Source organism: Paracoccus yibinensis (assembly GCF_030846195.1).
GTDB classification, from domain to species: domain Bacteria; phylum Pseudomonadota; class Alphaproteobacteria; order Rhodobacterales; family Rhodobacteraceae; genus Paracoccus; species Paracoccus yibinensis.
The window spans coordinates 82,776-109,342 of record NZ_JAVCWH010000006.1 but is presented as its reverse complement, the minus strand read 5'-3'; the positions used below and the strand labels follow the sequence as shown (position 1 = coordinate 109,342).

At 68.0% G+C, this 26,567-nt stretch carries 21 protein-coding genes; 7 read left to right on the top strand and 14 right to left on the bottom strand.

Annotated features, from left to right (window positions below):
• From RAH32_RS14140 to RAH32_RS14125, 4 genes are read left to right on the top strand one after another with little or no spacing between them, the layout of a single operon-like run.
• Entirely contained in the window at positions 1-993 is a 993-nt protein-coding gene (locus RAH32_RS14140; RefSeq protein WP_306608594.1) for an ABC transporter substrate-binding protein, read from the top strand.
• Complete coding sequence (locus RAH32_RS14135) at positions 986-1,771, top strand: ABC transporter ATP-binding protein (protein WP_306608593.1); 786 nt, start codon at positions 986-988, stop codon at positions 1,769-1,771. Before RAH32_RS14140 ends, RAH32_RS14135 begins: the two co-directional genes overlap by 8 nt.
• A complete protein-coding gene (locus RAH32_RS14130) occupies positions 1,768-3,300 on the top strand; it encodes an ABC transporter permease (RefSeq protein WP_306608592.1) in 1,533 nt (510 codons plus the stop codon). Before RAH32_RS14135 ends, RAH32_RS14130 begins: the two co-directional genes overlap by 4 nt.
• Entirely contained in the window at positions 3,297-4,337 is a 1,041-nt protein-coding gene (locus RAH32_RS14125) for a glycosyltransferase family 4 protein (RefSeq protein ID WP_306608591.1), read from the top strand. Before RAH32_RS14130 ends, RAH32_RS14125 begins: the two co-directional genes overlap by 4 nt.
• A gap of 4 nt (positions 4,338-4,341) precedes the next feature.
• Here RAH32_RS14125 and RAH32_RS14120 read toward each other — a convergent pair whose 3' ends face one another.
• The 13 genes from RAH32_RS14120 to RAH32_RS14060 all read right to left on the bottom strand — a co-directional run bounded on the left by RAH32_RS14120 (position 4,342) and on the right by RAH32_RS14060 (position 22,142).
• Positions 4,342-5,238, bottom strand: a complete 897-nt coding sequence (locus RAH32_RS14120; protein WP_306608590.1) for an FAD:protein FMN transferase — start codon at positions 5,236-5,238, stop codon at positions 4,342-4,344.
• Positions 5,239-5,241: 3 nt separating this feature from the next.
• Positions 5,242-5,814 (bottom strand): nitrous oxide reductase accessory protein NosL, encoded by a 573-nt coding sequence (locus RAH32_RS14115; protein ID WP_306608589.1) that lies wholly within the window; start codon positions 5,812-5,814, stop codon positions 5,242-5,244.
• On the bottom strand, positions 5,811-6,632 hold the full coding sequence (locus tag RAH32_RS14110; RefSeq protein ID WP_306608588.1) for an ABC transporter permease: 822 nt from the start codon (positions 6,630-6,632) through the stop codon (positions 5,811-5,813). The genes RAH32_RS14115 and RAH32_RS14110 overlap by 4 nt, the downstream gene beginning before the upstream one ends.
• A complete protein-coding gene (locus tag RAH32_RS14105; RefSeq protein ID WP_306608587.1) occupies positions 6,629-7,525 on the bottom strand; it encodes an ABC transporter ATP-binding protein in 897 nt (298 codons plus the stop codon). The genes RAH32_RS14110 and RAH32_RS14105 overlap by 4 nt, the downstream gene beginning before the upstream one ends.
• The gene (locus RAH32_RS14100; protein ID WP_306608586.1) at positions 7,491-8,819 is read right to left on the bottom strand and encodes a nitrous oxide reductase family maturation protein NosD; all 1,329 of its coding nucleotides are present in this window, start codon (positions 8,817-8,819) and stop codon (positions 7,491-7,493) included. The genes RAH32_RS14105 and RAH32_RS14100 overlap by 35 nt, the downstream gene beginning before the upstream one ends.
• A gap of 2 nt (positions 8,820-8,821) precedes the next feature.
• Positions 8,822-10,768: a TAT-dependent nitrous-oxide reductase gene (nosZ, locus tag RAH32_RS14095; RefSeq protein ID WP_306608585.1), complete on the bottom strand. Its 1,947-nt coding sequence runs from the start codon at positions 10,766-10,768 to the stop codon at positions 8,822-8,824.
• 20 nt (positions 10,769-10,788) lie between these two features.
• Positions 10,789-13,017, bottom strand: coding sequence for a 4Fe-4S binding protein (locus RAH32_RS14090; RefSeq protein WP_373429714.1), 2,229 nt, complete (start codon positions 13,015-13,017; stop codon positions 10,789-10,791).
• A complete protein-coding gene (locus tag RAH32_RS14085) occupies positions 13,014-13,340 on the bottom strand; it encodes a hypothetical protein (protein ID WP_306608584.1) in 327 nt (108 codons plus the stop codon). Before RAH32_RS14085 ends, RAH32_RS14090 begins: the two co-directional genes overlap by 4 nt.
• Before the next feature lie 364 nt (positions 13,341-13,704).
• The gene (locus RAH32_RS14080; RefSeq protein WP_306608583.1) at positions 13,705-15,528 is read right to left on the bottom strand and encodes a response regulator; all 1,824 of its coding nucleotides are present in this window, start codon (positions 15,526-15,528) and stop codon (positions 13,705-13,707) included.
• Positions 15,521-16,381: a CheR family methyltransferase gene (locus RAH32_RS14075; RefSeq protein WP_306608582.1), complete on the bottom strand. Its 861-nt coding sequence runs from the start codon at positions 16,379-16,381 to the stop codon at positions 15,521-15,523. The genes RAH32_RS14080 and RAH32_RS14075 overlap by 8 nt, the downstream gene beginning before the upstream one ends.
• On the bottom strand, positions 16,378-19,464 hold the full coding sequence (locus tag RAH32_RS14070) for a response regulator (RefSeq protein ID WP_306608581.1): 3,087 nt from the start codon (positions 19,462-19,464) through the stop codon (positions 16,378-16,380). Before RAH32_RS14070 ends, RAH32_RS14075 begins: the two co-directional genes overlap by 4 nt.
• 178 nt (positions 19,465-19,642) lie before the next feature.
• On the bottom strand, positions 19,643-20,755 hold the full coding sequence (locus tag RAH32_RS14065) for a ParB/RepB/Spo0J family partition protein (RefSeq protein WP_306608580.1): 1,113 nt from the start codon (positions 20,753-20,755) through the stop codon (positions 19,643-19,645).
• Positions 20,748-22,142, bottom strand: coding sequence for an AAA family ATPase (locus tag RAH32_RS14060; protein ID WP_306608579.1), 1,395 nt, complete (start codon positions 22,140-22,142; stop codon positions 20,748-20,750). Before RAH32_RS14060 ends, RAH32_RS14065 begins: the two co-directional genes overlap by 8 nt.
• A gap of 522 nt (positions 22,143-22,664) precedes the next feature.
• Between RAH32_RS14060 and RAH32_RS14055 the strand changes: the two genes are divergently transcribed.
• The 3 genes from RAH32_RS14055 to RAH32_RS14045 all read left to right on the top strand — a co-directional run bounded on the left by RAH32_RS14055 (position 22,665) and on the right by RAH32_RS14045 (position 25,621).
• Positions 22,665-23,843 (top strand): replication initiation protein, encoded by a 1,179-nt coding sequence (locus RAH32_RS14055; RefSeq protein ID WP_306608578.1) that lies wholly within the window; start codon positions 22,665-22,667, stop codon positions 23,841-23,843.
• Between the two features lie 66 nt (positions 23,844-23,909).
• Positions 23,910-24,344: a DUF2231 domain-containing protein gene (locus RAH32_RS14050; RefSeq protein ID WP_306608577.1), complete on the top strand. Its 435-nt coding sequence runs from the start codon at positions 23,910-23,912 to the stop codon at positions 24,342-24,344.
• A gap of 14 nt (positions 24,345-24,358) precedes the next feature.
• Complete coding sequence (locus RAH32_RS14045; RefSeq protein WP_306608576.1) at positions 24,359-25,621, top strand: PQQ-dependent sugar dehydrogenase; 1,263 nt, start codon at positions 24,359-24,361, stop codon at positions 25,619-25,621.
• Positions 25,622-25,625: 4 nt separating this feature from the next.
• On the opposite strand, the gene RAH32_RS14040 is transcribed toward RAH32_RS14045, so the two are convergent.
• Positions 25,626-26,486 carry a hypothetical protein gene (locus RAH32_RS14040; RefSeq protein ID WP_306608575.1) on the bottom strand — a complete coding sequence of 287 codons (861 nt, stop codon included), beginning with the start codon at positions 26,484-26,486 and terminating at the stop codon, positions 25,626-25,628.
• Between the last annotated feature and the right edge of the window lie 81 nt (positions 26,487-26,567).

Genomic DNA, 26,567 nt, shown 5'->3' with positions numbered 1-26,567 from the left:
ATGCCCTCCATCCCCCTGACACGACGCGCCATGATCCAGGCCGGGGCGGCGGGGCTGGCCCTGGGGGGAATGGGCCTGATGCGGCCGGCAGCCGCGCAGACGCCCGTCGCGCTGCAACTGTCCTGGCTGCATTCGGTCCAGTTCGCGGGCAGCTATATCGCCAAGGACCGGGGATGGTGGCACGACGCGGGCCTGGATGTCACGCTGCTGCAAGGGGGTCCGAACGCGCCGGTGGAACCGCCGGTGGTGGCGGGAACGGCGCTGATCGGCATTTCGGCCGCCGACTATACCGCGGCGGCGGTCGCGCAGGGCGCACCCTTCAGGATCATCGGCGTGGCGATGCAGAAAAACCCCTTTGCCATCGCCTCGCTGCCCGAAAATCCGGTCCGCACACCAGCCGACCTGCCCGGCAAGCGCATCGGCATGGCGGTGGCGAACACCCCCGTCCTGCAGGCGCTTTGCACCCTGAACGGCATCGAGATTGGCGATATCCAGATCGTGCCCACCCAGTATTCCGCCCAACCCCTGCTGGCGGGCGAGGTCGATTGCCTGCTGTGCTGGGAAACCGACCTGCCCGTCGCGATGGAGATGGAAGGCATTCAGGCCCAGACCATGCTGCTGGCCGATCACGGCTATGTCCTGCATTCCCAGACCTATATCGCCACCGACGACAGCCTTGCCAATCGCCGTGACGAGTTGATCGCCCTTCTGGGCGGAGAGGCCCGGGGCTGGGACGCCTATCGCGCCGACACCGACGCGGCGGCGGAGCTGACCGTCAGGATGTTCCCCGATGCCGGACTGGATCTGGAAACCCAGAAGCTGCAGGCCCGCCGCCAGGTCCCGCTGATGTTTTCCGACCTGACCGACGCCCACGGCTTCGGCTGGTGGAGCGAGGAGTCCGTCGAGGCGACGATCCGCACCCTGTCCCTGATGGACCGGACGGTGACGCCCGACCTGTGGGACCGTTCGATCCTTGAAGCCATCCATGGATAAGCCGGGGCCGCCCGCCTCCATCGAATGCACCGGCCTGTCGCGCCTGTTCGACGGCAGCATCCTGGCCGTGGACGGCATCGACATCACCTTCGCCGCGGGCCGCACCACGGCACTGCTGGGACCGTCGGGCTGCGGCAAGTCCACCCTGCTGCGCCTGATCGCAGGACTGGAGGAGCCGACCACAGGTCAGGTCCGCATCGCGGGCGAGCCCCCCGCCGCCCTGTGCCGCCAAGGGGGGCTGTCCATCGCGTTTCAGGATCCCTGCCTGCTGCCCTGGTTGACGGTGGCGCGGAACGTGGCGCTTGGGCGCAAGCTGGCGCGGCAGGCCCCCGACCCGCAGGGGGTCGACCAGATCATCAATCTGGTGGGCCTTGGCGGGTTCCAGAACGCCCGGCCCGCATCCCTGTCGGGCGGGATGCGGCAGCGGGCGGCCATCGCCCGCGCCCTGATCACCCGGCCGCGCGTCCTGTTGCTGGACGAACCCTTCGGCGCGCTCGACGCCCTGACGCGCAGGCAACTGGCCCAGGATCTGCCGCCCCTGTGGCAGGACCAGGCGGCGACCACGCTGCTTGTGACCCATTCGGTGGACGAGGCGGTGATGCTGGCCCATCGCATCGTCATCCTGTCCCCGCGCCCGGCACGGGTGGTGGCCGACATCGCCGTTCCCCTGCCGCAGCCGCGCAACCCTGAATCGCCGGCCTTCCGGCGGATCGTGGGCGAGGTCCTGGCCCAGCTGGCGCGCGGCGGCGAGATGGCGCAGTCGCTGGCGGCGCAATGACGCCTGCGGCCCGCTGGACAGGATTGGCCGCGCTTCTGGCCTTGTGGCAGGGGCTGGCGCTTGCCGGCGGCGGCTGGCCGCTGGCCGGACCGCTGGAGGTGGCCGGCTGGCTGTGGTCGAACCCCGGCCTGACGGGCCGCGCCGTGGCGGTCACGCTGGCGAATGCCGCCTGGGGCTTCGTGCTGGGCAACGCGGCCGCCCTCGGCCTTGCCGTGATCGCCGCGCTGTGGCCGCGCGCGCAGAACCTGGTGGCGGGGCTGGCGCTTGTGGTCTTCTGCCTGCCCCTGATCGCCACCGGGCCGATCCTGCGCGTGTTGATGGGACCGGGCGACGGACCGCAGATCGTGCTGGCGGCACTTGCCGTGTATTACACCACGCTGATCCCGATGCTGGCGGGGCTGCGGGCGATCCCGTCTGCCTGGCTGGATCTGGTGCAAAGCTATGGCCGGGGCCGATGGGCCGAACTGGCCCATGTCCGCGCCCGCGCCTCGCTGCCCTATCTGCTGGCGGGGCTGCAAATCTCGGCCCCCGCTGCGATCCTGGGCGCCATGGTGGGCGAGTTCACGGGGGCTGAACGAGGCCTGGGCGTCCTGACGATCCGCTTTACCCGCGACCTGGACATTGCCGCGCTGTGGTCGATGGCGGTCGTCGCGGCGGGGTTGTCGATCGCCGTCTATGCCGCGATTGGCTGGGCCGGGCGCAGGGCCTTGCCCGGCGCGCCGCCGGTGATCCTGGCACCCCCGCGCCTGATCCGCGGATCGCCCGCCCGCAGGCTGGCAGACACCGCCCTGCTGACCGCCGCTGCCCTGACGCTGTGGTGGGCGGGGGTAGAGCTTCTGGACCTGAACCCCTTCCTTGCCAAGCGCCCGCCCGATGTCGCGGCGGCCTTTTTCGGATCGCCCGACACGCGGGCGGCCCTGCTTGACGCTGCGGCGAAGACCCTGGCACTGGCGGTTCCCGGATACCTGGCCGGGCTGGCCCTGGGGGCCGGGCTTGCGGTGCTTCTGTCGCTGCGGCCGGGCCTTGCGGGATTGACGGTGCCGCTTGCCGTGGCGCTGCGGTCCATTCCGATCGTGACGACCGCGCCGTTGATCGTGTTGCTGCTGGGGCGGGGCGCAGCGGGAACGGTAACGCTGGTCGCGGTGATGGTGTTCTTTCCCACCTTCGTCGCCTGCCAGCAGGGCTTGCGCCAGGCGCCCGGCCCGATCCTGGATCTGTTCCGCAGCCATGCAAGCGGGCCTTGGCGACAGATGCTGCATGTCCGCATCCCCGCCATGCTGCCCGCCCTGTTCGCATCCGCCAGGATGAGCGTGCCCGCCGCCATCCTGGCCGCGACCGTCGCCGAATGGCTGGCGACCGGGCGGGGCCTGGGCAACCTGATGGCGCTGTCGGCCTCGGTGTCGGATTATACCATGCTGTGGCTGGCGATGGTGGCGGTGACGCTGATCTCGGCGACGATCTATGGGGGCATCGCCTGGGCGGAACGGCGGGTGCTGTCGGTCATGGCCCCCGAACAGGTGCGCCCGTGACGCGCCCGCTGGCCTTTGCCATTCCGGGCGACATCGCCACCCTGACCGGGGGCTTCATCTATGAACGCCGCCTGCTGATGGGGCTGCGGCAGGCGGGCCATGACGTGCGGCACCTGGTGCTGCCCGCCAGCTTTCCCGACCCCTCGGATACCGACACGGCGGCGGCGGTCGCGGCCTTGGCAGAGGTTCCCCCCGACCGGCCCTTGATCCTGGACGGGCTGGTCTTCGGCGCGATTGATACGGCCGGGCTGGCACAGGTCCGTGCGCCGCTGGTGGCGATGATCCATCATCCGCTGGCCCTGGAAACCGGGCTTTCGCCCGCGCGCCGCGACCAGTTGTTCCGCACCGAGCGGGACAATCTGCGGCTGGTCCGGCATGTGCTGGTGCCCAGCCCGCATACCCGCCGCATCCTGACCGACCGCTATGGCGTGGTTCCCGATGCCATCACCGTCCTGCGCCCCGGCGTCGATCGCCCGACGCTGCCCCCTGCCCCCTCCACCCCGCCGCTGATCCTGTCGGTCGGGATCCTGCACCCGCGCAAGGGCCATGACGTGCTGATCGACGCGCTGTCCCGGCTGGCGGATCTGGACTGGCAGGCGGTGATCGTGGGCAATCCCTGGAACCGCGACCATGCCGCAGCCCTGGAACGCCAGCGGGCGGCAAGTCCCGTCACCCCCCGGATCCGCCTGGCGGGCCGTGTTTCGGCGGATGAGCTTGAGACGCTTTATTCGCGCGCCTCGGTCTTTGCCTTGGCGACCTGGTATGAAGGCCACGGCATCGTCTTCGACGAGGCCCTGGTCCGGGGCTTGCCCATCGTCAGCTGCCACGCGGGCGCGGTCCCGGACACCGTGCCGCCGGCGGCGGGCCTGCTGGTCCCGCCGGGGGACGCGGCGGCCTTTGCCGATGCCCTGCGCGGCCTCCTTCGGGACAGGGGCAGGCGGCAGGCGATGGCAGATGCCGCCATGGCCGCAGGCGCGGCGTTGCCGGGCTGGCAGCAGATGGCGGACCACGCCAGCCGGGTGCTGTCAGGCCTGTAACCGCTCAGGCGGGGCGCGCCTCCTCCAGCCGGGCGGCCGGGAAGGCCGCCATCAGCCCGTCCAGTTCGTCCCGGTTCCGCATCAGACAGGCGGCGGTGGACAGCGCATCGGCAAGCGCGGCGCTTGGCGCGGAAATCGTGATGGCTTCCCAGGGTGAAGCCACCGGCCCGCCCGTGCGCGGATCCAGGATGTGCCCGTCCCGCCCGCCCGCGTCGAAGCAGGTGCCCAGAGGCGCTGAACTCGCCAGGGCACGCGCCGACAGCGGGACGCTGCCGCCCTGGGCTGTGCGCACCGGCCAGGACCGCTGGCCCAAGGCGCGCAACTCGCCCGTGTCTATCAGGATGTCGGTCAGCCCCTGCGCTTCCAGCAGCGCCGCCACGCGGTCGGCGACATAGCCCTGGCCGCTGCCGTTCAGGGTCAGCGCCTGGCCGGGGCGCAGGATGATCGCCTCGGGCGACATCCGCACCCCGTCCCAGCCGCCCCGTTCCAGGGCCGCTTCGCGTTCGGCGGGTGTCGGGCGGCGGCCCTGCACAGCGGCTTCGGCCCACACGGCCCACAGCGGTTGCACCGTCACGTCGAACGCCCCGCCGCTGGCGCGATGCACCGCGCCCGCCTGCGACAGGCAGTCCAGCAGCTCGAACGGCGGATTGTCCAGCCGCCCCGTCCGGTTCAACTGCGACAGGGCGCTGTCTGCGCGGTAAAGCGACAGGATGTTTTCCAGCCTGTCGATCTCGGCCAGGCAGCGGGCGGTGATCGCGGGCGCGTCCGGGTGGTCCAGCCGGATCGAGGCGCGCGCGCCAAGCGCCTGCCCCGACCAATACCGGGGCGCGGCGGCAAGCGCGCCAGGCAGGCAGGCTGCGGTGGCGGAAATGGCCAGGAAGCGGCGGCGGGTCAGGGTCATGGCTTATCCCCTCGGCTCGCGCGACAAGGCGCGCAGGCGGTTCTCGAAATCGGCATCGTCGGCGGTTTCCTCGGGGGCGGTTTCCTCGGGCGTCAGGACCAGATCATCGGGGATGTCCCCCAGGCGCATCACTGTGCCGCCTTCCTGCGCGGCAAAGGCCTGGGCTGCGTCATTGGTGCCAAAGGGCACGGCCTCGGGCGCACCCATGCCGCCGGTCCGCGCGGAACCCAGGACGAAGAAGGCGTCATCGGCATCGATCCAGTTGCCTCGGCCCGGATCGTCCCAGGTCGCGCCGGCCGCGCCCATGTCGTTGACCTGCATTGCCAGAATGGGGTGGCTTTGTTCGGGCAGGCGGGCATAGGCGATGGCGTCCCGGACCTGGCTGAAGAACAGGGGCGTGCCGGGCATCCCTTCCAGATGCACCTGCGCCTTGGGGCCGGGATGTTCCAGAAGGTTCATCTGGCAGAAATGGCCCAGCGTCTCGGCGGTCAGTTCGACGGGTGTGGTGTCCTGCGCGACCTCCTCGCGGCAGGCGGCGAGGGACAGGCACAGGGCCAGGATCAGGGCGGGTCTCATGGCGTGACCTTTCGGAAGGCGGCCACGGCCAGCATCAGGGCCAGCAGCGGCCAAAGGGCGATGGACAGTGCCGATTGCCACAGGGGAATGGCCGCCGCCGCGCCGCCCATCCCGCCCGCGGCGGCACTGGCTTCTGCCGCGGCCAGGTTGAACAGGCGGAAGGCATCGGCAGGATTGGCCAGCAGCGCGAAGGGCAGGCCTTGGGTCGTCAGCGCGCCGCCCCCATCCGACACGATCAGCGCCAGCAGCACCAGGTCGTAAAGGACCACCGCCCCCAGCCACAGCCCGACCGCCAGCCCCGCCGCGCCGGACGGGCGGCGCGCCAGGGCCGACAGCGCATAGCCCGCCCCCAGGAAGGTCGCGCCCAGCAGGACGGAACTGGCCACCAGCCGCAGCAGCGCGGGCAGGCCGGCCACCGATGCCGGATCCATCCAGAAGGCCGCCCCCGCCGCCGCGCCATAGCCGGCACAAACCGCCAGCGTCAGGATCGCCAGATGCGCCAGCAGCTTGCCCGCCAGGACCTGCGCCCGCGAAACGGGATAGGTCAGCAGCAGCGGCAGGGTGCCGCGTTCCACCTCGCCCGCGATGGCATCAAAGCTCATCAGAAGCGCGATCAGCGGCACCAGATAGACCGCCAGCGAGGTCAGCGAGGCCACGATGACCGACAGCCGGTCGGCGCCGATGTCGCCCGTGGGCGCGGCCCCTGCGGCGGCCAGGACCAGGGCGAAGACCACCATCAGCAGGACGGCGATGGCGACCCAGCGGTTGCGCAGCGCGATGCGGAATTCGACACCGGCGGTGGACAGGATCCGGTTCATTGCCCGTCCCTTCTGCTGAAATGGGAATAGATGTCTTCCAGGCTGGGCGGGATCACCTCCAGATCCTCGACCTGCGGCAGGCCGGTGATGCGCGCCAGGATCGCCAGCTTGTCGCCTTGGGCGATGTCCAGGTGCAGCCGCCCGTCGCCATTGGCCCGCGCCATCGGCAGCGCGGCGGACAGCGCCGCCTTCTGGCCCTGTGCGGGCGCCACGCTGATTGCGACCGGCAGGGCGGCCTTGCGGCGCAGGTCGGCCAGTGACCCTTCGGCCATCAACCGCCCCCCCGACAGAATCAGGATACGGTCGGTCCGCGCCTCGACCTCGGTCAGGGCGTGCGATGACAGCAGGATCGCCGTGCCCCCCGCCGCCAGATCGTCCAGCAGCGCATAGAAATCGCGCCGCGACACCGGATCAAGCCCCGAGGTGGGTTCGTCCAGGACCAGCAGGCGCGGCCTGCCGATCAGCGCCTGCGCCAGGCCCACGCGCTGCCGCATCCCCTTGGAATAGGTGCCGATGCGCCGTTTCGCGGCACCCTCCAGCCCCACGCGGGCCAGCAGGTCCAGGGCCTGCGCCGGGCGTTCGCCGCGCAGGGACAGGTAATGGCGGATCTGCTCCTCGCCCGTCAGGGCCGGGTGGAAGGCCGCGTTTTCCGGCAGATAGGCCACCTGCGCGCGCGCCGCAGCAGACCCGGGGGCCGCGCCGCAGACCGTGACCGCGCCTTCGTCAAAGGGGATCAGGCCCAGGATGATCTTCATCATCGTGGACTTGCCCGCGCCGTTATGGCCCAGCAGCGCCACCCGCTGCCCGGCTTCCACCGTCAGCGACACGTCGCGCAGCGCCTCGACCCCCGCGAAGCGTTTAGTGAGATGCGATATCGTCAGGGTCGATGTCATCGTAATTTCCTTTGGCCCAGCGTCCGGCGACCTCGGCCTCGAAGGCCTGGATGTCTGGGGCGACGGGGATGGTCAGGGGGCGCATCAGCGGATGGCTGTCGGTGACGCCGCCCGGCAGCGTGGCGGGAAAGCTCGACTGGCTCCAGCGGACAAGCTGCACGGCGGGCGATCCGGTCAGAAGGGCCGCCGCCGGTTGCGACCACAGGATATGGTCGATCAGGTCGTTCGGGCGATAGGTGCCGTCGGCCACCCCGTCGCCGTTCAGGTCATAGGCCGGGTGGTCGGACCAGAAGTTGCCGCGCCCCTCGTGGCTCCATTCCATGAAGCGGGTGCCGACGTATTTCACCTGTTCGCGGTTGCCCACAAAGGCATTGCCGGTCAGCACGTTCTTTTCCGAACCGGCGGTGAAGTGGATGCCGATGCCGCAACCTTCGAAGCGGTTGTCCCAGATCAGGTTCTTGTGGGCGTTATAGATGAACAGGCATTTCTTGGTCCCGCCCCGGATCAGGTTCCCGGTCACGTCGGCATTGTTGGCATAGTTCAGCATCAAGCCGTGTTCCCGATCTCCCAGGCTGAGGTTGTTGAGAATCTTCGCCCGGTCGGAAAACATGATGGCGAAGCCCAGGTGGTTGCCGATGCTGATGTTGCCCGACACTTCCGTGTTGCGGGTATACATGAAATGCACGGCAAAGCGCAGGTCGCGCATGACATTGTTGCGATAGATGCTGGAGGCGCTTGCGTTGGAAAAGATGCCGTCGCGGCCGTATCGGATCACGTTGCCGTCCAGCAGCGTGCCGGGGCTGTTCCAGACATAGATGCCGTTGCCGCGCTTGTTCATGTGCAGGTCCTGACGTCCGGTGATGCGGTTTCCCGTCACCTGGGCGTCGCGTCCGCCATGCACGTCGATGCCGTGCATGTTGTCGGTCAAAACCAGCCGGTCGATCACCGCGCGGTCGGCGCCCTTCAGGATCTTCACGCCCGCGTCCAGATCCTCGTTCTTGCCGCCGGACCCGGTGACGGTGAAGCCGCGCAGCACCACGTCGGGCGCGTCGATGGTGATGACCGTCCCCTGGCGCTGCCCGTCCACCACCGCGCCTTCGGGGCCGGTGATCGTCAGGGGGCGGTCGATGGTGACGGGGCCGGGATAGGCCCCGTCGGTCAGCACCAGCACATCGCCGGGGGCTGCCCCGGCGATGGCAGCGGCCAGCCTGCCCGGTCCGGGCGCCACGTCCTGCTCTGCCCCAAGGGCAGGCAGGGCGCTCAGCAGGCCAAGGATCAGGACAAGCAGGCGCATGGTCAGGCGGCTTTCGGTTCGACGAACATGCGGCCGCGCATCTCCATGTGGAGCGCGTGGCAGAACCACTGGCAGTAATACCAGTAAACGCCGGGCGCGCCCGCCACGAAGGTGACCGAGCTGGTCTGCTGCGGCCCGATCTCCATCGCGACGCTGTGGTTGCCCATGGTGAAGCCGTGGGTCAGGTCGTCGATCTCGTCCATGTTGGTGATGATGACCGTCACCTCGTCGCCTTCCTTCACCGTGAAGCTTTCCAGGCTGAAGTTCGGCGCCACGCTGGTCATGTAGACGCGGACCTTGTTGCCGTCGCGGATCACCGTGTCGGTCCAGTCGTCGATGTTGACGCCGTCCGCCTCGGCCTGCTTGCGGGTCTCGGCCCACATCGGATCCTGACGGTCCCAGACCGACTTGATCCCCGACAGGATCGCCGGATCGACGGCGATCGCGTCATGGGGTTCGGCGAAGGTCGGGCCGTCATGGACCAGCACCATCTTGTCGCCCGAGATGTCGATCAGCTGGTCGTTCTCGGGCTTCAAGGGACCCACGTTCAGGAAGCGGTCCTTCGAGAACTTGCACAGGCAGACCAGCCAGTCGTTCTGCGCGTCCAGCGTCTCGCCCATGACGATCTTCAGGTGGCCCGGCTGGTATTGCACGTCCAGCTTGTCCTTGATCGGATCGACCTGTTCGCCCCCATAGGCGCGGATGGCGTCGGCGATGTTCCACTTGACGACCTGGCTGTCCAAAAACAGCGAGGTATAGGCGTTGCCGCGCCCGTCAAAGGCGGTGTGAAGCGGCCCGAGGCCCAGTTCCGGTTCGGCCACCACCGCGCTGCGCGGATCGGCGTTTTCGGTGAACAGGGCGTCGAATTTCGTCACGTCCAGCACCGTCACCGTGGGCGACAGCTTGCCGCCGATGCACAGGTGCTTCCTGTCAGGGGCCATGTTGCAGCCATGCGGGTTGTTTGCCACCGGGATGTATCGGGTGAACTGGCTGTTGGCTTCCTTGCGGCCGTCCAGAACCTTGACGCCGTTCACTTCCTGATAACGGCCCTCGGCCACGGCCTTTTCGATTTCCGCGATGTTGAAGACGACGACATGGTCCATCTCGGATTCCGTCATCTCGGCCAGGGTCATCCCCATTTCCGAGTTGTAGGAGGTCGAGAAGGCGTATTTGCCGTCGTAATCCGCGTCGCAGTTGTCCAGGTTGCCCGACACCTGCACCTGCCAGGCCACGTCCCACTTGTCGGCATCGACGGCGGTGAAGATGTTCACATAGGTGGACACGTCCGTCATGGTCGAGCCGTCGTTGATCAGCGGCGCCTCGTCCTCGCCATTGCAGAAGACATAGTTCGAGCGCGGCCATTTCTGCGGGCGCAACCCGTGGATGCTTTTCGCGTTCGGGATCTCCAGGATCGCGTCGGCCTTCATCACATCGCAGCGCACGCGGGCCACGCGGGTGTTGGCCTTGTCGTTCATGAACAGATAGCGGCCGTCATACTTGCCCTCGGTGAAGGACATGTGGACGTGGTGCAAGTCGCCGTTGTCGGGGATGCGCTTGTTGTTGGCGGCCAGGATCTTTTTCGTCTTCTCGGTCATCGACCGTTCCAGGACGCGCAGCGATTCGTTCGTCTGCCCCCAGCCGGTCGCGGAACAGCGGTTGAACACCGGCACCCGCATCAGTTCGCGCATGGACGGGATGCCCAGAATGCGCATTTCCCCGGTCTGGCCGGACGACCAGAAGCCGTAATAGGTGTCCAACTGGCCCGGCGCGATGCTGCCGTCCGCCCCGGTGGCCGCAGCTGCCGCGCCTGCGGTTGCCGCGGTCACGCCCGCAGCCCCGCCCAGGCCAAGCGCCAGCCGCCCGCCGAAGGCCGTGGCGGCCGCAGCACCCCCGGCCGTCGCGCCCAGCAGCATCCGCCGGCTGAGGCCCCGTCTTTCGTTGATCTCCATGGTTGTCTCCTGTTGTTGTCTTAGAGAGAGGGTTCGGTGACGCGCGCCGCGTTCGGGTGGCCCGCAGGGGGCCGTCCCAGGTCGGGGATCGCGCTTGCCGCCAGCTTGTCGCGCCGCTTCATCTTCTTGATGACGACGGGACAGACCTTGGGCGAGTGATAGAGCACCTGGCAATGCAGGCAGTTGACGCATTCGTTCGGATTGATCTCTCCGGTCGGATGGATCGCCTGCACGGGGCATTCATGGGCGCAGATCTGGCAGGGATTGCCGCATTCGTGATAGCGCTTCAGCCAGTCGAACATGCGGATCCGCGCCGGGATCGCCAGGGCCGCACCCAGCGGGCACAGATACCGGCAATAGAACCGTTCGACGAACAGCCCCGCCACCAGCAGCGCCACCGCATAGGCGACAAAAGGCCAGGCGCGCACGAATTTCAGGATGATCGCGGTCTTGAACGGCTCGACCTCGGCCAGGCGCTCGGCTTGCTCGACGCTCATCAGGCTGACGCCGAACAGGCCCAGGAAGATCATGTATTTCAAGGGCCAAAGCCGTTCGTGCAGGCCCCAGGGCAGGGTCCATTGCGGGATGCGCAGCTTGCGCGCGACCTGGTTGGTCAGTTCCTGAAGCGCGCCGAACGGGCACAGCCAGCCGCAATAGGCGCCGCGCCCCCAGAACAGCAGGGCGGCGGCGACCGCGAACCACAGGATGAAGGTCAGCGGGTCCAGCAGGAAGGCCTGCCAGCTGAAGCCGGTTGTCAGCGCGCCGAACAGCGCCATCAGGTTCACGACCGACAGTTGCGCGTTGAACATCCAGCCCAGCACCACCAGCGTCACCGCCAGATAGGCCATGCGGAAGATGTAGAAGTGCCGTTCGTTCCTGACCACGTAATGCTGGAAGAAGAACACGCCCGTCAGCACCGCCAGCATGACCCCCAGCACGGCGATCTTGCCCTGCGCGTCCAGCCAGATGCGCTTCCACAATTCGGCCTGGGCCTGGGTTTCCTCGGTCGCGGCCGGGGTGGCGGCGGCAGGCGCGGCAACGGGCGCGGGGGCTGCGATCTGGCGCAGGTATTGCGGCGGCAGTTCATAGCCCAGATCGAAGGTGTGGAAGACCTTCTCGATCGGCCCGACCTCTCGATGCACCAGCAACTGGATGCGGAAGGGTTTGGTCGGATCGAAGCCGGTGCCCGCCGGGATGCGGAACAGGTCCATCTCGGCGAAACCGGGGGCGCCTTCGGCGGCGATGCCGTTGATGCGGCGGTGATCGCGGTCGCGGAAACGCACCGACACGTCGTCCTGGATCAGCACGATCCGGTCAAAGATGCCCCCGCGCACATAGCCCGACCCCTTGAAGCTGTAGAGACCGTCGCCAAAGACCGCGATGGCCTGATCACCCTCGGCCAGCCAGCCGCGCAGGTTCGCATCCGCCGCCTCGCCCAGGATCGCGCGGCCGATGGCGGGGACGGACACAAGCGCCACCTGCATGTCGATGAAGGTGGTCTCGGGTGCCTCGGTCAGGGCACGCTGGCCCGCGCGGGTGTCAGGATTGGCCGCAAAGGCCCCGTTCACCTGGCCGACATCCAGCGACAGGCGGCGCAGGGTGCCGTCGCCCTCCATCGTGGCCCAGTCGGCGGGGGCCGGGGCGGTCATGTCGATCTCGTATCGCGGGCCGGTCGCGGCAGCCTCGGGGGCCAGGCCGCCCAGGCCCAGGGCGCGCGCGACCTTCAGGCCCGACCGCACGATGGAATCGTCGATCACCATCACCGTCACCGTGGCGCCGGATATGATGTCCACCTCGTGCGTGGTGCCGCCCGACTGCGCCTCGGCCACCAGGTCGAGGCCCTTGTAGCCCTCGACCAGGGCGCGGACCTTGGCTTCGGGAATGCCGATCAGGACGATGGGTTCGGAATGCTTGACCAGCCGGACGCCCGCGATCCTGGCGTCAGGGTCCACGGCCACCAGCGTATGGATGGGCTTGCCGGAATAGCCCGTCGTCCCCACGAAATCCGAGGTGACGAAGGCCCAGGCCACCGTCTCGCCCCCCTTCAGGACGGGGGCCACGGCCAGGTCCTCGCGCAGCGGGCCGAAGCCCTCGGCGCCGGGCACCAGGTCGGATGCGATCTGGTCGGGAAGAAGCTGGGCCAGCACCGTCTGGGCGGCGGCAGGCAGCGGGACCGACAACACAAGCCAGGTCAGCGCCACGATGGCCGACAGCAGCAGGCGATGCGGGGACAGGCGGAAGGACATCATGCGCGGAACCAGGGAGATTGACGTGGAGGACCGCGCGACAGGGGACCACAGGCGCTGCGGGTCAGGACGGCGGCATCGGTCCCGCCTGGATGGATGGCGGATCCCCGGTCCGCAGGGCGCGGAGCCGGGGCGGCCGGGGCAAGGGCTGCGGGAAGCGGCGGCGCGCAGGCCGGGCAATCGCGGCAGTCCTGCGGATCGTGGCCGGTATCCTCGGGATCAAGCGTGACGGTCTTCATCACGCCGTCGCTGCACAGGACCACGGTCATCGGCTCGGCCGCATAGGCGAAGCCCTGCCCCCATGTTCCCGCCAAAAGCAGAAACACCGGCAGAATCAGCAGCAAAAGCCGCAGATTATATGGATATGTGGCGCGTTCCATGCGGTCTGAATAGGTTGCGGCCGGGACCGCGTCTTTGCTTTAGATCAAAAAGCACACCCATTACGCGTTCCGAATGAATCGCATCCCATGCAGGAGATCGAGGAAATCCTTGGCCGGTCCGGCTAGCGGGCGCAGGGCCTTACCCTTGTCGATCACAGGAATTTCGAGCGATCAGAGACCGCAGCAAAGGCCGGAACACGGGTTTTGCAGATGGGCGGCCTTGCGGAAATGCAGCGCCTTTCTCATCCGGCCCAGGACCAGCGAGGCGCCGATCCCTGCGGCGCCCATCGATGCGCCGCGCCTAGGAGGATCACTCGGCGGCGCGGGCGGCGCGGGCGTAGAGAAGCTCGCTGAGGGTCTGGTGCAGCGAGGCGGGGGGAAAGGGCTTCTGGATCAGCGGCGCCTCGTCAAAGCCGGGCGGCAGGTGTTCGCGGCCATAGCCGGACACGAAGCAGAACGGCACGGCCTCGCGGCGCAGCCGGTCGGCCACCTGATCGACGGGCTGCCCCTTCAGGTTCCCGTCCAGCAGCGCCAGATCGAACCGCACCTCGGCCAGGGCTGACAGGGCCATGTCCACGGTGCGGGCGACATGGACCTGGCCCGCGCCGGCATGTTCCAGTTCGGCCTGGATATCCATCGCCACCAGCGGCTCGTCCTCGACCACCAGGATGTTGCGGCCGCGCAGGATCGTCGCCCGGCCCGGCACCGCGCTTGGCGGCGCCTCGACGGCGGCGGCTTTGCTGACCAGCGGGCTGACGCCCTCGGACAGGCGAAGGGTCCAGACGACGCCTTCGGGGCGCCAGTCCGCATGGACGGAATCGTTGTCGCCCCCGGTCACGGCGGCGATCAGGTCCGATCCGAAACCCGTGTGGTCGGGCGGCGTGACGGCAGGTCCGCCGCTTTCCCGCCAGGTCAGCACAAGGCCGCCGTCCCGCACCGCCCAGTCCAGATGCACCGCCCCTTGCGGAACCGACAACGCGCCGTATTTGGCGGCGTTCGTGGCCAGTTCGTGCAGGGTCAGCGCCATTCGCAGCATGGTGTCGGGGGTCAGTTGCACCGCAGGCCCGCTGCGGCGCAGCCGGTCGGCGTCCAGCGTGCCCGCCCGGATCAGGTCGTCGATCAACTGGTCCAGGGGCGCACTGGACCAGGTCGAATCCGACAGGATCGAATGAGCGCGCGACAGGGCCTGAAGGCGGCCGACGAAACCCTGTTCGAATTCGGCCAGGTTGCCCGACCGGCGCAGACCCTGCCGCGCGATCGCCTGGACATTGGCCAGCGTGTTCTTGATCCGGTGGTTCAACTCGCCCACCAGCAGGGACCGCACCTCCTCGGCGCGCCGGCGTTCGGTGATGTCCAGGATCTGCAGCGACAGGGTGCGCCGGTTGCCGCCCGTCAGGATCGAGCCATGGATCTCGCAGGGGATCGCGCCCCGGTCGGCATGGCCCAGGGGCAGTTCCGCCGAATGGCGCGGCGCCAGATCGCCGGGCGACAGCCAGCCCGCCAGCACCTCTGCCCCCGCCTTATCCAGCCAGCCGGTCTCGGTCGCGGGCCGGCCCAGAAGGTCGGCGGCATCGCGGCGGAACATCCGTTCGGCCCCCTTCGACCAGGCGCGGATCACCAGATCCTGGTCCAGCGTCACGAAGGCCAGGGGCGAATTGTCGGTATGGGCGCGCAGCAGGCTGGCCGCGCGGTCGCGGTCATGGGCGATGCGCTCCATCTCGTCGTGCTGGCGTTGCAGGTCGCGGGCCTGCCTGCCGATGCGGAAGAACACCTCGGCCTTGGATTTCATCACCAGCGGGTCGATGGGCTTGAAGATGTAGTCCACCGCGCCCGCCTCGTATCCGCGGAAGCGGCGCGTTTCGTCGCGTTCGGCGGCGGTCACGAAGATGATCGGCACGCCCCGCGTCCGTTCGGTGGACCGCATCAGTTCGGCCAGGTCGTAACCGTCGGTCCCCGGCAGATGCACGTCCAGAAGCGCCAGGGCATAGTCGTGGACCAGCATCAGTTCCAGCGCCTCGGCGGCGGTCTGGGCGTGGTCGATCACCAGCCCGTCGCGACGCAGCAGCGCGTCAAGCGCCTGGATGTTCTCGGCGATGTCGTCCACGATCAGGAACCGGATGGGTCTGTCAGGCATGGGCGTCTTCCGGGCTGGCGATGCGCCGCCAGATGCGGCCGGGTTCGTCGAAGGCCGCGAAGTGCCGCGCATGGGCCGAAAAGCGCAGCGTCTCGTGCGAGCCAAGGCCCAGGAAGCCGCCGCGCGCCAGCCCTTCGGCGAACAGGCCCAGGGCGCGGTCCTGAAGCGAGGCGTCGAAATAGATCAGCACGTTGCGGCAGGACACCAGATGCACCTCGGAAAAGACCTGGTCGGCGGCCAGGTTGTGTTCGGTAAAGACCGTCCGCTCGCGCAGGCGACGGTCGAAGGCCACCCGACCATAAGCCGCCGTGTAATGATCCGCCAGTGTCCCCGCCCCGCCTGCACGCTGATAATTCTGCGAAAAATCCGGCAGCCGGTCAATCGGATAGACGCCGGCCTCGGCCCGGGCCAGGGCGCGGCGGTTCAGATCGGTCGCATAGAACAGCGTCCGGTCCAGCAATCCCTCCTCTCGGAACAGGATGGCCAGGGAATACAGCTCCTCTCCGTCCGCGCAGCCCGCCACCCAGACCTTGAGCGACGGAAAGGTCCGCAGATGCGGGATCACCTCGCGGCGCAGCGCCAGGTAATAGGTCGGGTCGCGGAACAGTTCGCTGACCTGCACGGTCATCGCGTCGATCACGTCGGGCAGCACGGCCGCGTCGCGCAGGATCCGCCCCTGCAGTTCCGACAGGCTGGCGCAGCCCAGCCGCTGCCGCGCCAGATCCGCCCGCCGGACCAGCGAGGCACGGGAATAGGACCGGAAGTCGTAGTGCCACCGGCGATGCAGCGCCTCGAGAAACAGGTCCAGTTCCACCACATCCGCAGGATCGGCGGCGACGGGGGCAAGCGTCATCGCGGCATCCAGACCCGGGTCAGCGACAACAGCTTGTCCACGTCCAGGGGCTTGGACAGATAGTCGTTGGCCCCCGCCTCGATGCAGCGGTTCTGGTCCTCGGCCATGGCCTTGGCGGTCAGCATGATGATGGGCAGCGTCTTCCAGCGGTCGATCTTGCGGATCTCGCGCGTGGCGGTCAGCCCGTCCATTTCCGGCATCATCACGTCCATCAGGACCAGATCGACCTTGGGCGCGGCCCCGTCGTTGATCCGGCCAAGCGCCTCCAGCGCCTCGCGACCGTTCCGCGCGATCTGCACGGTGGCGCCGTGCGGTTCGAACACGCCGGTCAGGGCATAGATGTTGCGGATGTCGTCCTCGACCACCAGGATGCGCCGTCCTTCAAGCTGCGCGTCGCGATTGAGCGACGCGGCCAGCATCTGCCGCTGCTTTTCGGGCAGTTCCGACACCACCTGGTGCAGGAACAGCGTCACCTCGTTCACCAGGCGTTCGGGCGATTTCGCGCCCTTGATGATGATCGACTTGGAGTATCGCCGCAGCCGCTGTTCCTCGACCTCGTCGAGCGCGCGGGCCGTATAGACGATCACCGGCGGGAAGGACGCGGTGCCATCGCCGTCCAGCCGTTCCAGCAGATCGAACCCGGACGCGTCGGGCAGCGTCATGTCCAGGACGATGCAATCGACGGTCTGGCTGCGGCAGATCTCGAAGGCTTGCGCCGCGGTGCCCGCGCCCACGGTCTCGACCTCGTCGCTGGCCAGAAGGGCGCGCAGTCCCTCCATCTGGGCGGGATCGTCCTCGACGATCAGCACGCGGCGCAGCCGGCCCTCCAGGCGCTGTTCCAGGTTGCGGATGGCGGTTTCCAGCTGTTCGCGCGCTACCGGCTTCAGCATATAGCTGATCGCCCCCTGGGCCATCGCCTCGCGCATGTAATCCTCGGCTGATATGACATGCACGGGGATATGGCGCGTTGCCGTGTCGCGCTTCAGCCGGTCAAGCGCCGACAGGCCGGAATGATCGGGCAGGCGGATGTCCAGCACGATCGCATGGGGCATGAAGCGCCGCGCCGCGCGCACCGCATCATCGGCCCGATCCACGCAGACGCAGCGGAAGCCCAGTTCGCGCGCCAGATCGCACAGGATCCCCGCGAAGGCCGCGTCGTCCTCGACCACCAGCATGACCCGGTCGCCCGGCTCGATCCGGTCGCGATCGTCCGACAGGCCGGGCAGCGCGGCCAGGGGTGCGTTGTCCTCCTCTGGCTCCTCCCCTGCCCCGGCGACATCCGGCGCGGGCCGGGACGGGGCCAGGGGCGCGGGCGCGGCCTTGTCGGCCCCATCGGGCAGGATCAGGGTGAAGGTGCTGCCCTGCCCCTTCCGGCTTTCCAGCACGATCCGTCCGCCCAGAAGGTCGGCCAGTTCGCGCGAAATCGACAAGCCCAGGCCGGTGCCGCCAAAGCGGCGGGAAATCGTGCCGTCGGCCTGACGGAACGCCTCGAACACCGCGTCCTGCTGGTCGGGGTCGATGCCGATGCCGGTATCGGCGACGGCAAAGGCGATGCCGTCGGGCGCGGGCGCGATGCGCAGCGTCACCCGGCCGCGTTCGGTGAATTTCAACGCGTTCGACAGGAAGTTGCGCAAGACCTGTTCCAGCCGCGCGGGATCGGTCTGGATCGAGCGCAGCCCCGGCGCCAGCTCAAACCCCAGTTCCAGCCCCTTGGTGCGGGCCTGTTCCTCGAAGGCGCGGACCAGCTTCCTGGCGACTTGGCCCGGATCGACGGTTTCGCGCGCGACCTCCATCTTGCCCGCCTCGATCTTGGACAGGTCCAGGATGTCGTTGATCAGGACCAGCAGATCCTTGCCGGAACTTTCGATGGTTTCGGCCCAGCGGACCTGTTCGTCGGTCAGGGTGCGACTGCGATTCTCGGCCAGAAGCCGCGACATGATCAGCAGCGCGTTCAGCGGCGTGCGCAATTCATGCGACATGTTCGCCACGAATTCCGACTTGTAGCGGCTTTCGCGCGCCAGCTCGATGGTCTTGGCTTCCAGGCTGCGGCGCGACCGGGCCAGGGCGTCGCGCTGATCCTCAAGCTCCTGGGTCTGGATTTCAAGCCGGCCGTTCTGCTGTTCCAGTTCGACCTGCTGTTCCTCAAGCCGCCGCTGGCTGTCCTGCAGGGCGCGGCTCTGCTCCTCAAGCTCCTCGTTGGTGGCGGCCAGTTCCTCGGCATGGCTGCGCAGTTCCTCGGCCTGGTGGCGGGTTTCCTCCAGCAGATCCTGCAGGCGCCGCCGATAGGCCACCGACCGCAGCGCCAGGGCCACCCGTTCGCCGACCCGGTCCAGCAGGTCGATCGCCCTGCCCGGCGGCGGCGCGTCGAAGCCGAATTCCAGCACGCCGTCGGTCAGCCGTCCTTCGCGCGTGGGCACGATCAGCGCATGGGCCGCGCGCCCCCGCGCCAGGCCCGACCCCCAGCCAAGCGCCTGACCAGGGTCCAGCGTCAGATGCACCGCCCGACCTTCGGCGATTGCGCGGGTCAGGTGGCCGGGCGTGCCCCGGTCCCGATCTGGGTTGTCCCCGTCATCGACGCCCCAAGCCGCCAGCCGTTCCACCCCCTGCCCGTCCACGGCATAGGCGACGGCGGCACGGGCGCCCAGCCGGTCTGCCAGGACCCGCAGCACATCCCGGCCCAGTTGCGCGGCCGTGGGATCGCCCTGCACCGCCTGCGCGACCTGGCCCTCTCCCTCGCGGATCCAGGCCTCGCGGTGCATGGCCTCGCGGTTGCCGATCAGCATGCGGCCCATGTTGCCCAGAATCAGATAGACGATCCCGGCCATCGTGCGGTTGACCGCGGCGATGCGCGGGTCGATGCCGGCTTGTCCGTCCAGGAAGAATCCGGCCGCCATCGCCCCGCAGGATATCGCCGCAACGGCGACCGGCGCCCAGGGCAAGGCGGTCGAAAAGCTGAGTGCGAGCGGGATGATATAGATCAGCCAGACCGCCGTCCCCAGGCGGACATAAAGGTCAAGGATGAACACCGCACATATCAAAACGGCGATCAGGGACAGGATCGCCAGGTCTCTCGTCTTCGTCACGTTCTCTCCCCGAACCGACCGACTGGTCGAAAGGACCAGCCGGAACGCCGAAAGCGCCCCCCGGTTCCTGTCGCAGGAATGCCAGGGGTTCCAGATTCTGTTCGGCAGGCAACATGGGCAATGGATGCCCGCCGGTAAACCTTGACCTTACGTCAACTTCGGGGTTTCGCCGCGAAACCTACCGTTCCAGAAGCGCGCGAATCTCCAGCATCAGGCTTTCCATCAGGTCGTTGTCGATCATGCTCCCTTCGATGCGCAGGATATGGGCCTTGCCGTCGCGGGCGTGCCTGATGGTGACGCCGCTGCTGGTGCGGAGGGTCTGGTCATCGAGCCAGCCATACTGGGCAGGTTGGCCTGACCGAGGACGTCCGCCGCGCGAGGGACTGCGCGGAGCCGCTTCCGCCTGCGAGATCACGGGCTCCAGCAACTGCCATTCCTGGTCTGCATCCTCGGCGGCGCCCGACGACAGGGCCTGGCGCAGCTTGCCTTCGGACCCGTTGCGCAAGGCCGCAGACAGGCGCAGGCCGCGCTTTTCGGTCAGCGCCTCGGGGAAGCGCAGCATGTCGCCCAGTTCCTCGAAGATCAGCGCGAAGGACCGGACCTTCGACCGCTTGGCCTTGGACCCGGTCGCGTAAAGGCGGTTCACCGCGTCCTCGACATTGGCGAAAGCGCCCTGGTTGGCAGCGATCACGGCGATGCGGCCGCGTTCGAAATGGCTCAGCTCCTCGCGAACCTCGTTCTCCTCGACCATCGCGACGAAGGCGGCGTCGGCCTCGGTCCGGGGGCGGACCAGGGCGCGGATGCGGCCATATCTTTCCGACCCCGCCAAGTCACGCAGGGCGCGAAAGGCCTGCAGGCGGCGATAGCCGGACAACAGCCCATAAGGCGCCCCCTGCCCGTCCGATCCCTCCAGCCTGAACACCTCGATTGGAAGCCGCAGTCCGTTGGCGGCGATGGACAGGCGCAGTTCCATCATCTCGTCCTCGCCCATGACCATCCGGTCGCGGATCATCGCGCCTTCGTCGATCTGGTCCAGCGGGATTTCGGCGATCAGCAGCCCCTGCCCTTCGGCGTGCCGCAGCCGCTCGGCATCGGCCTGGTCGCGCGCCCGCGCGGCACGCGCATCGGCCCCTTCGGTGGGCGCGACCGCTGCGCTGTCGGCCGCCACCTGGGCGATCGGGGCGATCCCCGGCCCGACCGAGGGGCGGCCATGGGTTTCGCGGCGAAACTCCTCTTCGATCCGGGTCAGGTCGTCGCTGCTGGGGGTTTCGAGGCGCCTGCGCTTAACCATCTGCCTTCTCCTGTTCGGCTTGTTCCATCTGAAGATCGCGCCACCAAGCCCCCAGGATCAGCTCCTTGACCTCGGCCCAGGTGCGGTCGAAGGTCTCCCGGCCCCGGACATAGGTGTCGCGGTTGAATTCGCGATAATCGGCCTCGTAGATTCCGTTCACCTGCTCGCCCGCCTGGCCGATCATGGCGGTGACTTCCTGGCGGAAGGTGGTCATGAAATCGCCAAAATAGGCCTGGATCACATTGGCCAGATCGGTCTGCTGGGCGGCGTCGAAGCGGGTGATGATCGCGCGCACGGCGTCCCATTCGAAGCGGATTTCCGGCAACCCCTCGCGTCGGCGGGCGGCATTCTCTCCGTCCTCGACGCTGGCGAAGGTGGAATAAAGCATGTCGAAGAAGCGGCCTGTCGAATCGAACTCCAGGAAGGACGCGCCCAGAGGCACCAGCAGGATGTCGGCCGCGGCCAAGGCATTGATGGTCAGATAGCCAAGCGCCGGCGGCGTATCCAGGATGATGATGTCATAGTCGTTGACGATCCGGTCCTTGGTCAGCGCATTGCCAAGCGCGTCCCACAACGGCCAGCCGCGCAGGCCCATCCGCCAGACCGGCACCTGGAATTCCGCCCAGTAGAGGTTCAGCTGCGCCCCCACCAGGTCGATGTTGGGCCAATGCGTGGGCTGGATCAGGTCGCGGGCCGTGATGGTCAGCGCCTCGGTCAGGGTCTCGTCGAAGGGCAGGGGGGGGTGGCCCGCAGCCTCGCGGACGCGGTTCTCGTCCTGAAGGGCGAGGGCATAGTCACGGGCAAGCAGCGGAAAGGCCGTGGACCATTCGTCGGCCACCCTGCCGCCCATGATCGACGTCATGCTGCCCTGGCTGTCGAGGTCGATCACCAGCACCTTGTATCCGTCAAGCGCCGCCGACATGGCCAGATGCGCCGCGGTCGAGGTCTTGCCGACGCCGCCCTTGAAATTGGCCACCGCGATCGTCTTGGCGGGCAGCCCCTCGGGGCGCCAGGGGCGGTATTCGCGGCCCGCCGCGCCCTCGGCCGCGAAATGGTCGCGCAGGCGCAGCACGTCTTCCAACGTGAACCACTTCGAATTGCCTTCACCGGTGCCCTGGGGCAGGTCGGGGAACTTGCGCAAGACCCGGCGGAAATGGGCGGGGGCCACCGGGATCAGGTATCGGCAGACCTCCCAGGTCGAGAAGCGGCGCAGGCGCTTCTGGCCGTCGGGGGCATAGCCGCGTTCCGCCAGATCCTGGCGGCCTCGGGTGGCGAAGGCGGCGGCCTTGGCGAATCGGGCGGTGTCGATGGGATCGGACAGCCGCCGCGCTGCTTTGGCAGGGTCTATGTTGAAGTAAGGGGGCAAGGGATCTTTGCCAGAGGACATGTCACGTTTCCAACGATGTGCTGTAGTTGCAGGTATTTCCGTAAAGCTTGTGACATGGAAGGGGTAAATTCCGCATATCGCCCCCCGTTTCGCCGCGAAACCCTAAGACTTTCCTCAAGAAATCGCCCCTCGCTTTCAAGCTCTATGACTCTCTTTAAGAGGTTTCAGGCGCACATTCCCTATCATATTCAAACAATTAAACATGAAAAGGAACCTGTTTCCGGGATAAAAGGCACCCGATTCCGGGATCAAGGGTGCCCGATTCCGGGGCGAGAGGCACCGATTCGCAGGAAACGTCGTTTTCCGCCGGAAAAACTGCCGAACCGCCTTTTTGACCGGGGTGGAGACCGGTTCTCCATCCTGCAAACGGATGCCTTTGATGCCTCCCGAAACAGTCAGGCACCCGTTTCCGGGATCACTGCGTGCGGTGCAAAGGCGCGTCCAAGGTGCCTGTCACGGCATTGCAGGCGGGCACCCTTCGCGCCATAATGCCAGGAAGATACATCCGAACCGGACAGGCCCATGCAGGACATTCCCCGCGATCAGTTGACGGGCGCGTTGCGCCGGGGCGCGGTCAAGAAGCATGTGGCGGCGATCCATGTGTCGGGCAAGCTGACGCTGTTGCAGCGCAAGCTGTCGAATGTCCTGCTGCTGAATGCCTATGACACGCTGATCAGCAGCACGCGCCACCAGATCGACGCGCGGACCCTGTGCCTGATGATCGGATACAATTCCAACGACCTCGACACGCTGAAGCAGTCGCTGCGGGGCCTGGCCGAAACGGTCGCGGAATGGGACATGCTGGACGAGAAGGGCCAGCAGGAATGGGGCGTCAGCAGTCTGTTGTCCTTTGCGCGCCTGAAGGGGGGCGTGTGCGAATACGCCTATTCCCCGGCCTTGGCCGAGAAGCTGCATGATCCCAAGGTCTTTGCGCTGATCAACCTGAACATTCAGCGGCGCTTTACCAGCGGCCATGCGCTGGCGCTGTACGAGAACTGCTATCGCTTCGTCAGGACCGGATCGACCGGCTGGTGGCCGATCGAGCTGTTCCGCCGCCTGATGGGGGTGGACGGGTCCGCCTATTACGAGACGTTCAAGCACCTGAACGCCAAGATCATCAAGCCCGCCGTGGCCGAGGTCAGCCGGACCAGCAACATCATCCTGACGCCGGAGACGAAGAAGACCGGACGCGCGGTCACCGACATCCGTTTCCTGATCCGGGAAAACCCGCAGCTTGCGATCCTGGACATGGACGACGGGGAAGGGGCGCGGCACGGCCCGGTCTATGCCCGGCTGCGCGCCCTGGGCGTCAGTGACCGGCTGGCCCGCCAATGGCTGAACCTGCACGGCGAGGCGCAGGTGATGGCCAAGCTGGCCTATGTCGAGGGCAAGGAGGGGGTGCGCAGCAAGATCGGCTATCTGACGGCGGCGCTTGACGGCAAACCCGCCGAGAAGGCCGAAACGCCCGCGCCATCCTCGCCCCGGGCCGAGCGGCTGCGCCGCATCCTTGCGGCGGTGAAGGCGCGCACCCCCACGCAGCGCGACGCCGACCGGCGCCTGTTCATGAGCCAGCTTGCCGATGCCCGACTACGCGAGGATTTCGAGCGTCATGGATGGATGTCGCCCCTGAACGCCGCCCGTATCGCGGCATTCTGGCAGGACATGTCGCCCGAACTGATGGCCGAGACCGAGGGGGAATAGGGCAGGGGGAAACCATCGCCGCCGGGGGGCGTTGGCCCGTTGACGCCCGACAGGAAGGAACCCCCCGTGGCCAGTCTCTCTGCCCCCCGATCAAGCGTTGCGCCGCCCCGGCCGCTGCATCCGCTTCACGCCATTCTTCTGGCCTTCCTGTTCCCGCTGTTTTTGGGGACGCTGGCCAGCGACCTGGCCTATGCCCGGACCTTCCAGATCCAGTGGGCGAATTTTGCGCAATGGCTGAATGCCGGGGGCCTGCTGCTGGGGGGCCTTGCGCTGTTGTGGTCGCTGGCGGGGCTGATCCGCCACCGGGGCGGCGACCGGCGGCGGCTGGTTCATGCCCTGTTGCTGCTGGCGGCCTGGGGCTTTGGGCTGGTGAATGCCCTGGTCCATGCCAAGGACGCCTGGGCCATGATGCCCGAGGGGTTGTGGCTGTCGGCGATTGCCGCCGTCCTGGCGCTGCTGGCGTCCTGGACCGGCTATCTTGGTTTCCGGGAGTGGGCGTGATGCGCGGATTGCTGATGATGACTGTTCTGGCGGTCCTGCCGCTGGGTTCCGCCGCGCAATCCCCCGCGACCGGGGCGACACCCGAATTGCCCGAACCGCAACGCGGGCTTCTGCCCGAGATGGTGATTCCCCGCCCGGCGCAATGGGGCGACGACCTTCCCACCGTCCCCGATGGGTTCACCGTCACCGCCATCGCCACCGGGCTGAAGATTCCCCGCCAGACGCTGGTGCTGCCCAATGGCGACATCCTGGTGGCCGAGGGCAAGGGGCAGGGCGCCCCGGCCCTGCGGCCCAAGGACGTGATCGCGGGCTTCATCAAGGCCCTGGGCAAAAGCCCGGTGGAGGGCGGCAACCGGCTGACCCTGCTGCGCGATGCCGATGGCGACAGCACCTATGAAACGCAAGGGGTCTTTGCCGAGGGGCTGAATTCGCCCTATGGTCTGGCGCTGATTGACGGCGGGCTGTTCGTGGCCAACCAGGACGCCGTGGTCCGGTTCGACTATATCGATGGCCAGACCCAGGCCGAGGGGCCTCCGGTGACGCTGACCAAGCTGCCGTCCGTCATCAACCACCACTGGACCAAGGCCATGACCGCAAGCGCGGACGGGCGGTTCCTGTATGTGGGGATCGGGTCAAACAGCAACATCACCGAACGCGGGATGGAGGCCGAGGAGGACCGGGCGATGATCTGGCAGATCGATGCCCGGACCGGGATGCACCGTCCCTATGCCACGGGCCTGCGCAATCCGACCGCGCTGACCATCCAGCCCGACACCGGCCGGCTGTGGGCCGTGGTCAACGAACGCGACGAGATCGGGCCGAACCTGGTGCCCGACTATCTGACCGAGGTGCAGGAGGGTGGCTTTTACGGCTGGCCCTACAGCTATTGGGGGCAGACCGTCGATCCGCGCGCGCAGCTGCAGGACCCTGAAAAGGTCGCGCAGGCGATCGTGCCCGACTATGCCCTGGGTGCGCATGTGGCGGCGCTTGGGGTGGCGTTCTCGGACCCGGTGATGGGCGCGGAATTCGCGGAAGGGGTTTTCGTGGGGATGCACGGAAGCTGGAACCGAAATCCGCCGGTCGGCTACAAGGTGGTGTTCGTGCCGTTCCGCGACGGACGCCCGGCGGGCGAGCCGGTGGACTTCATGACGGGCTTCCTGGTAGACGAGGACAACACCCGCGGCCGCCCGGTGGGCGTCACGCTGGATCCGCGCGGGGCGCTGATCGTGGCGGACGACCTGTCGAACACCATCTGGCGGATAGCGCCCGCCCGCTGACCCGTCAGGCCTGGCGCCCCGGCCAGCCGCAGGGCCAGCGGCCATGGGCGGGGTTGTCCCAGGCGGGCATGTCCAGCCAGGGATACCAGCACAGCCCCGCCACCGGCACGCCCGACAACGCGATTTCCGCCTGCACATGGGCCAGCCAGTCCCAGCGGTCGCGGACATGGGGAAAGCGGCGGTGCGCCGCGCGCAGGCCCTGGTGCCAGCCGGTCTCGGTGATCATCACCGGCAGGCGGTAGCGGTCCGCGACGGCGCGCAGCACCCGGTGCAGCGGCTCGACCGCGTGGTGGGGGTAATAGTTGACGCCGACCATCCGCACATGGCCACTGGCGACCAGCCGGTCGGTGGCCCGGAACACCCTGGGATGCAGGTGGTGGAAGGGATCGCAGGTCGCAAAGCGCGGCGGGTCGGGAAGGCAGGCGGCGGCGGCCATGATCCGCAGCGCCATGTCGGTGGCCCGGCCGGGCGTCATGCCCGACACGCGCCGCCCGACCGAGGGTTCGTTGACCGCGATCGCCCAGGATCCTGGCGGCAGCGCCTGGCAACAGGCCAGGGCGTGCTGCACGGGCCGGGGCGGGGCGTCGAAATGAACGAGATCCCAGATCACCGGAAATCCGGCCGGCGCGGCACCCACCCGCGCGGCGATGTCGTGGCGCCAGGACAGCCCGTCCCGCGCCCCCGCCACCCCCTGCTCGCGGGCGACCGCATAGTGATGGGCCATGGCCGCATCGGGCAGGTGGCCGGTCGAATGCAGCAGGTCGTGCCCGTTCCAGTGCAGCCTGCCGCATTCAAAACCCGCAAGGATCGGCGTGGTCTCGGCCGCCCAGGGCAGGGCCAGGGCGTGGGTCAGGGGGATGTTCATGGCGTGGTCCGAACGGCACCGGCCCCGGGCGAAGGCCTGGCCGGCAGGAAGGAATGGGGGGAAATGTCAGCCAGGCGGCGA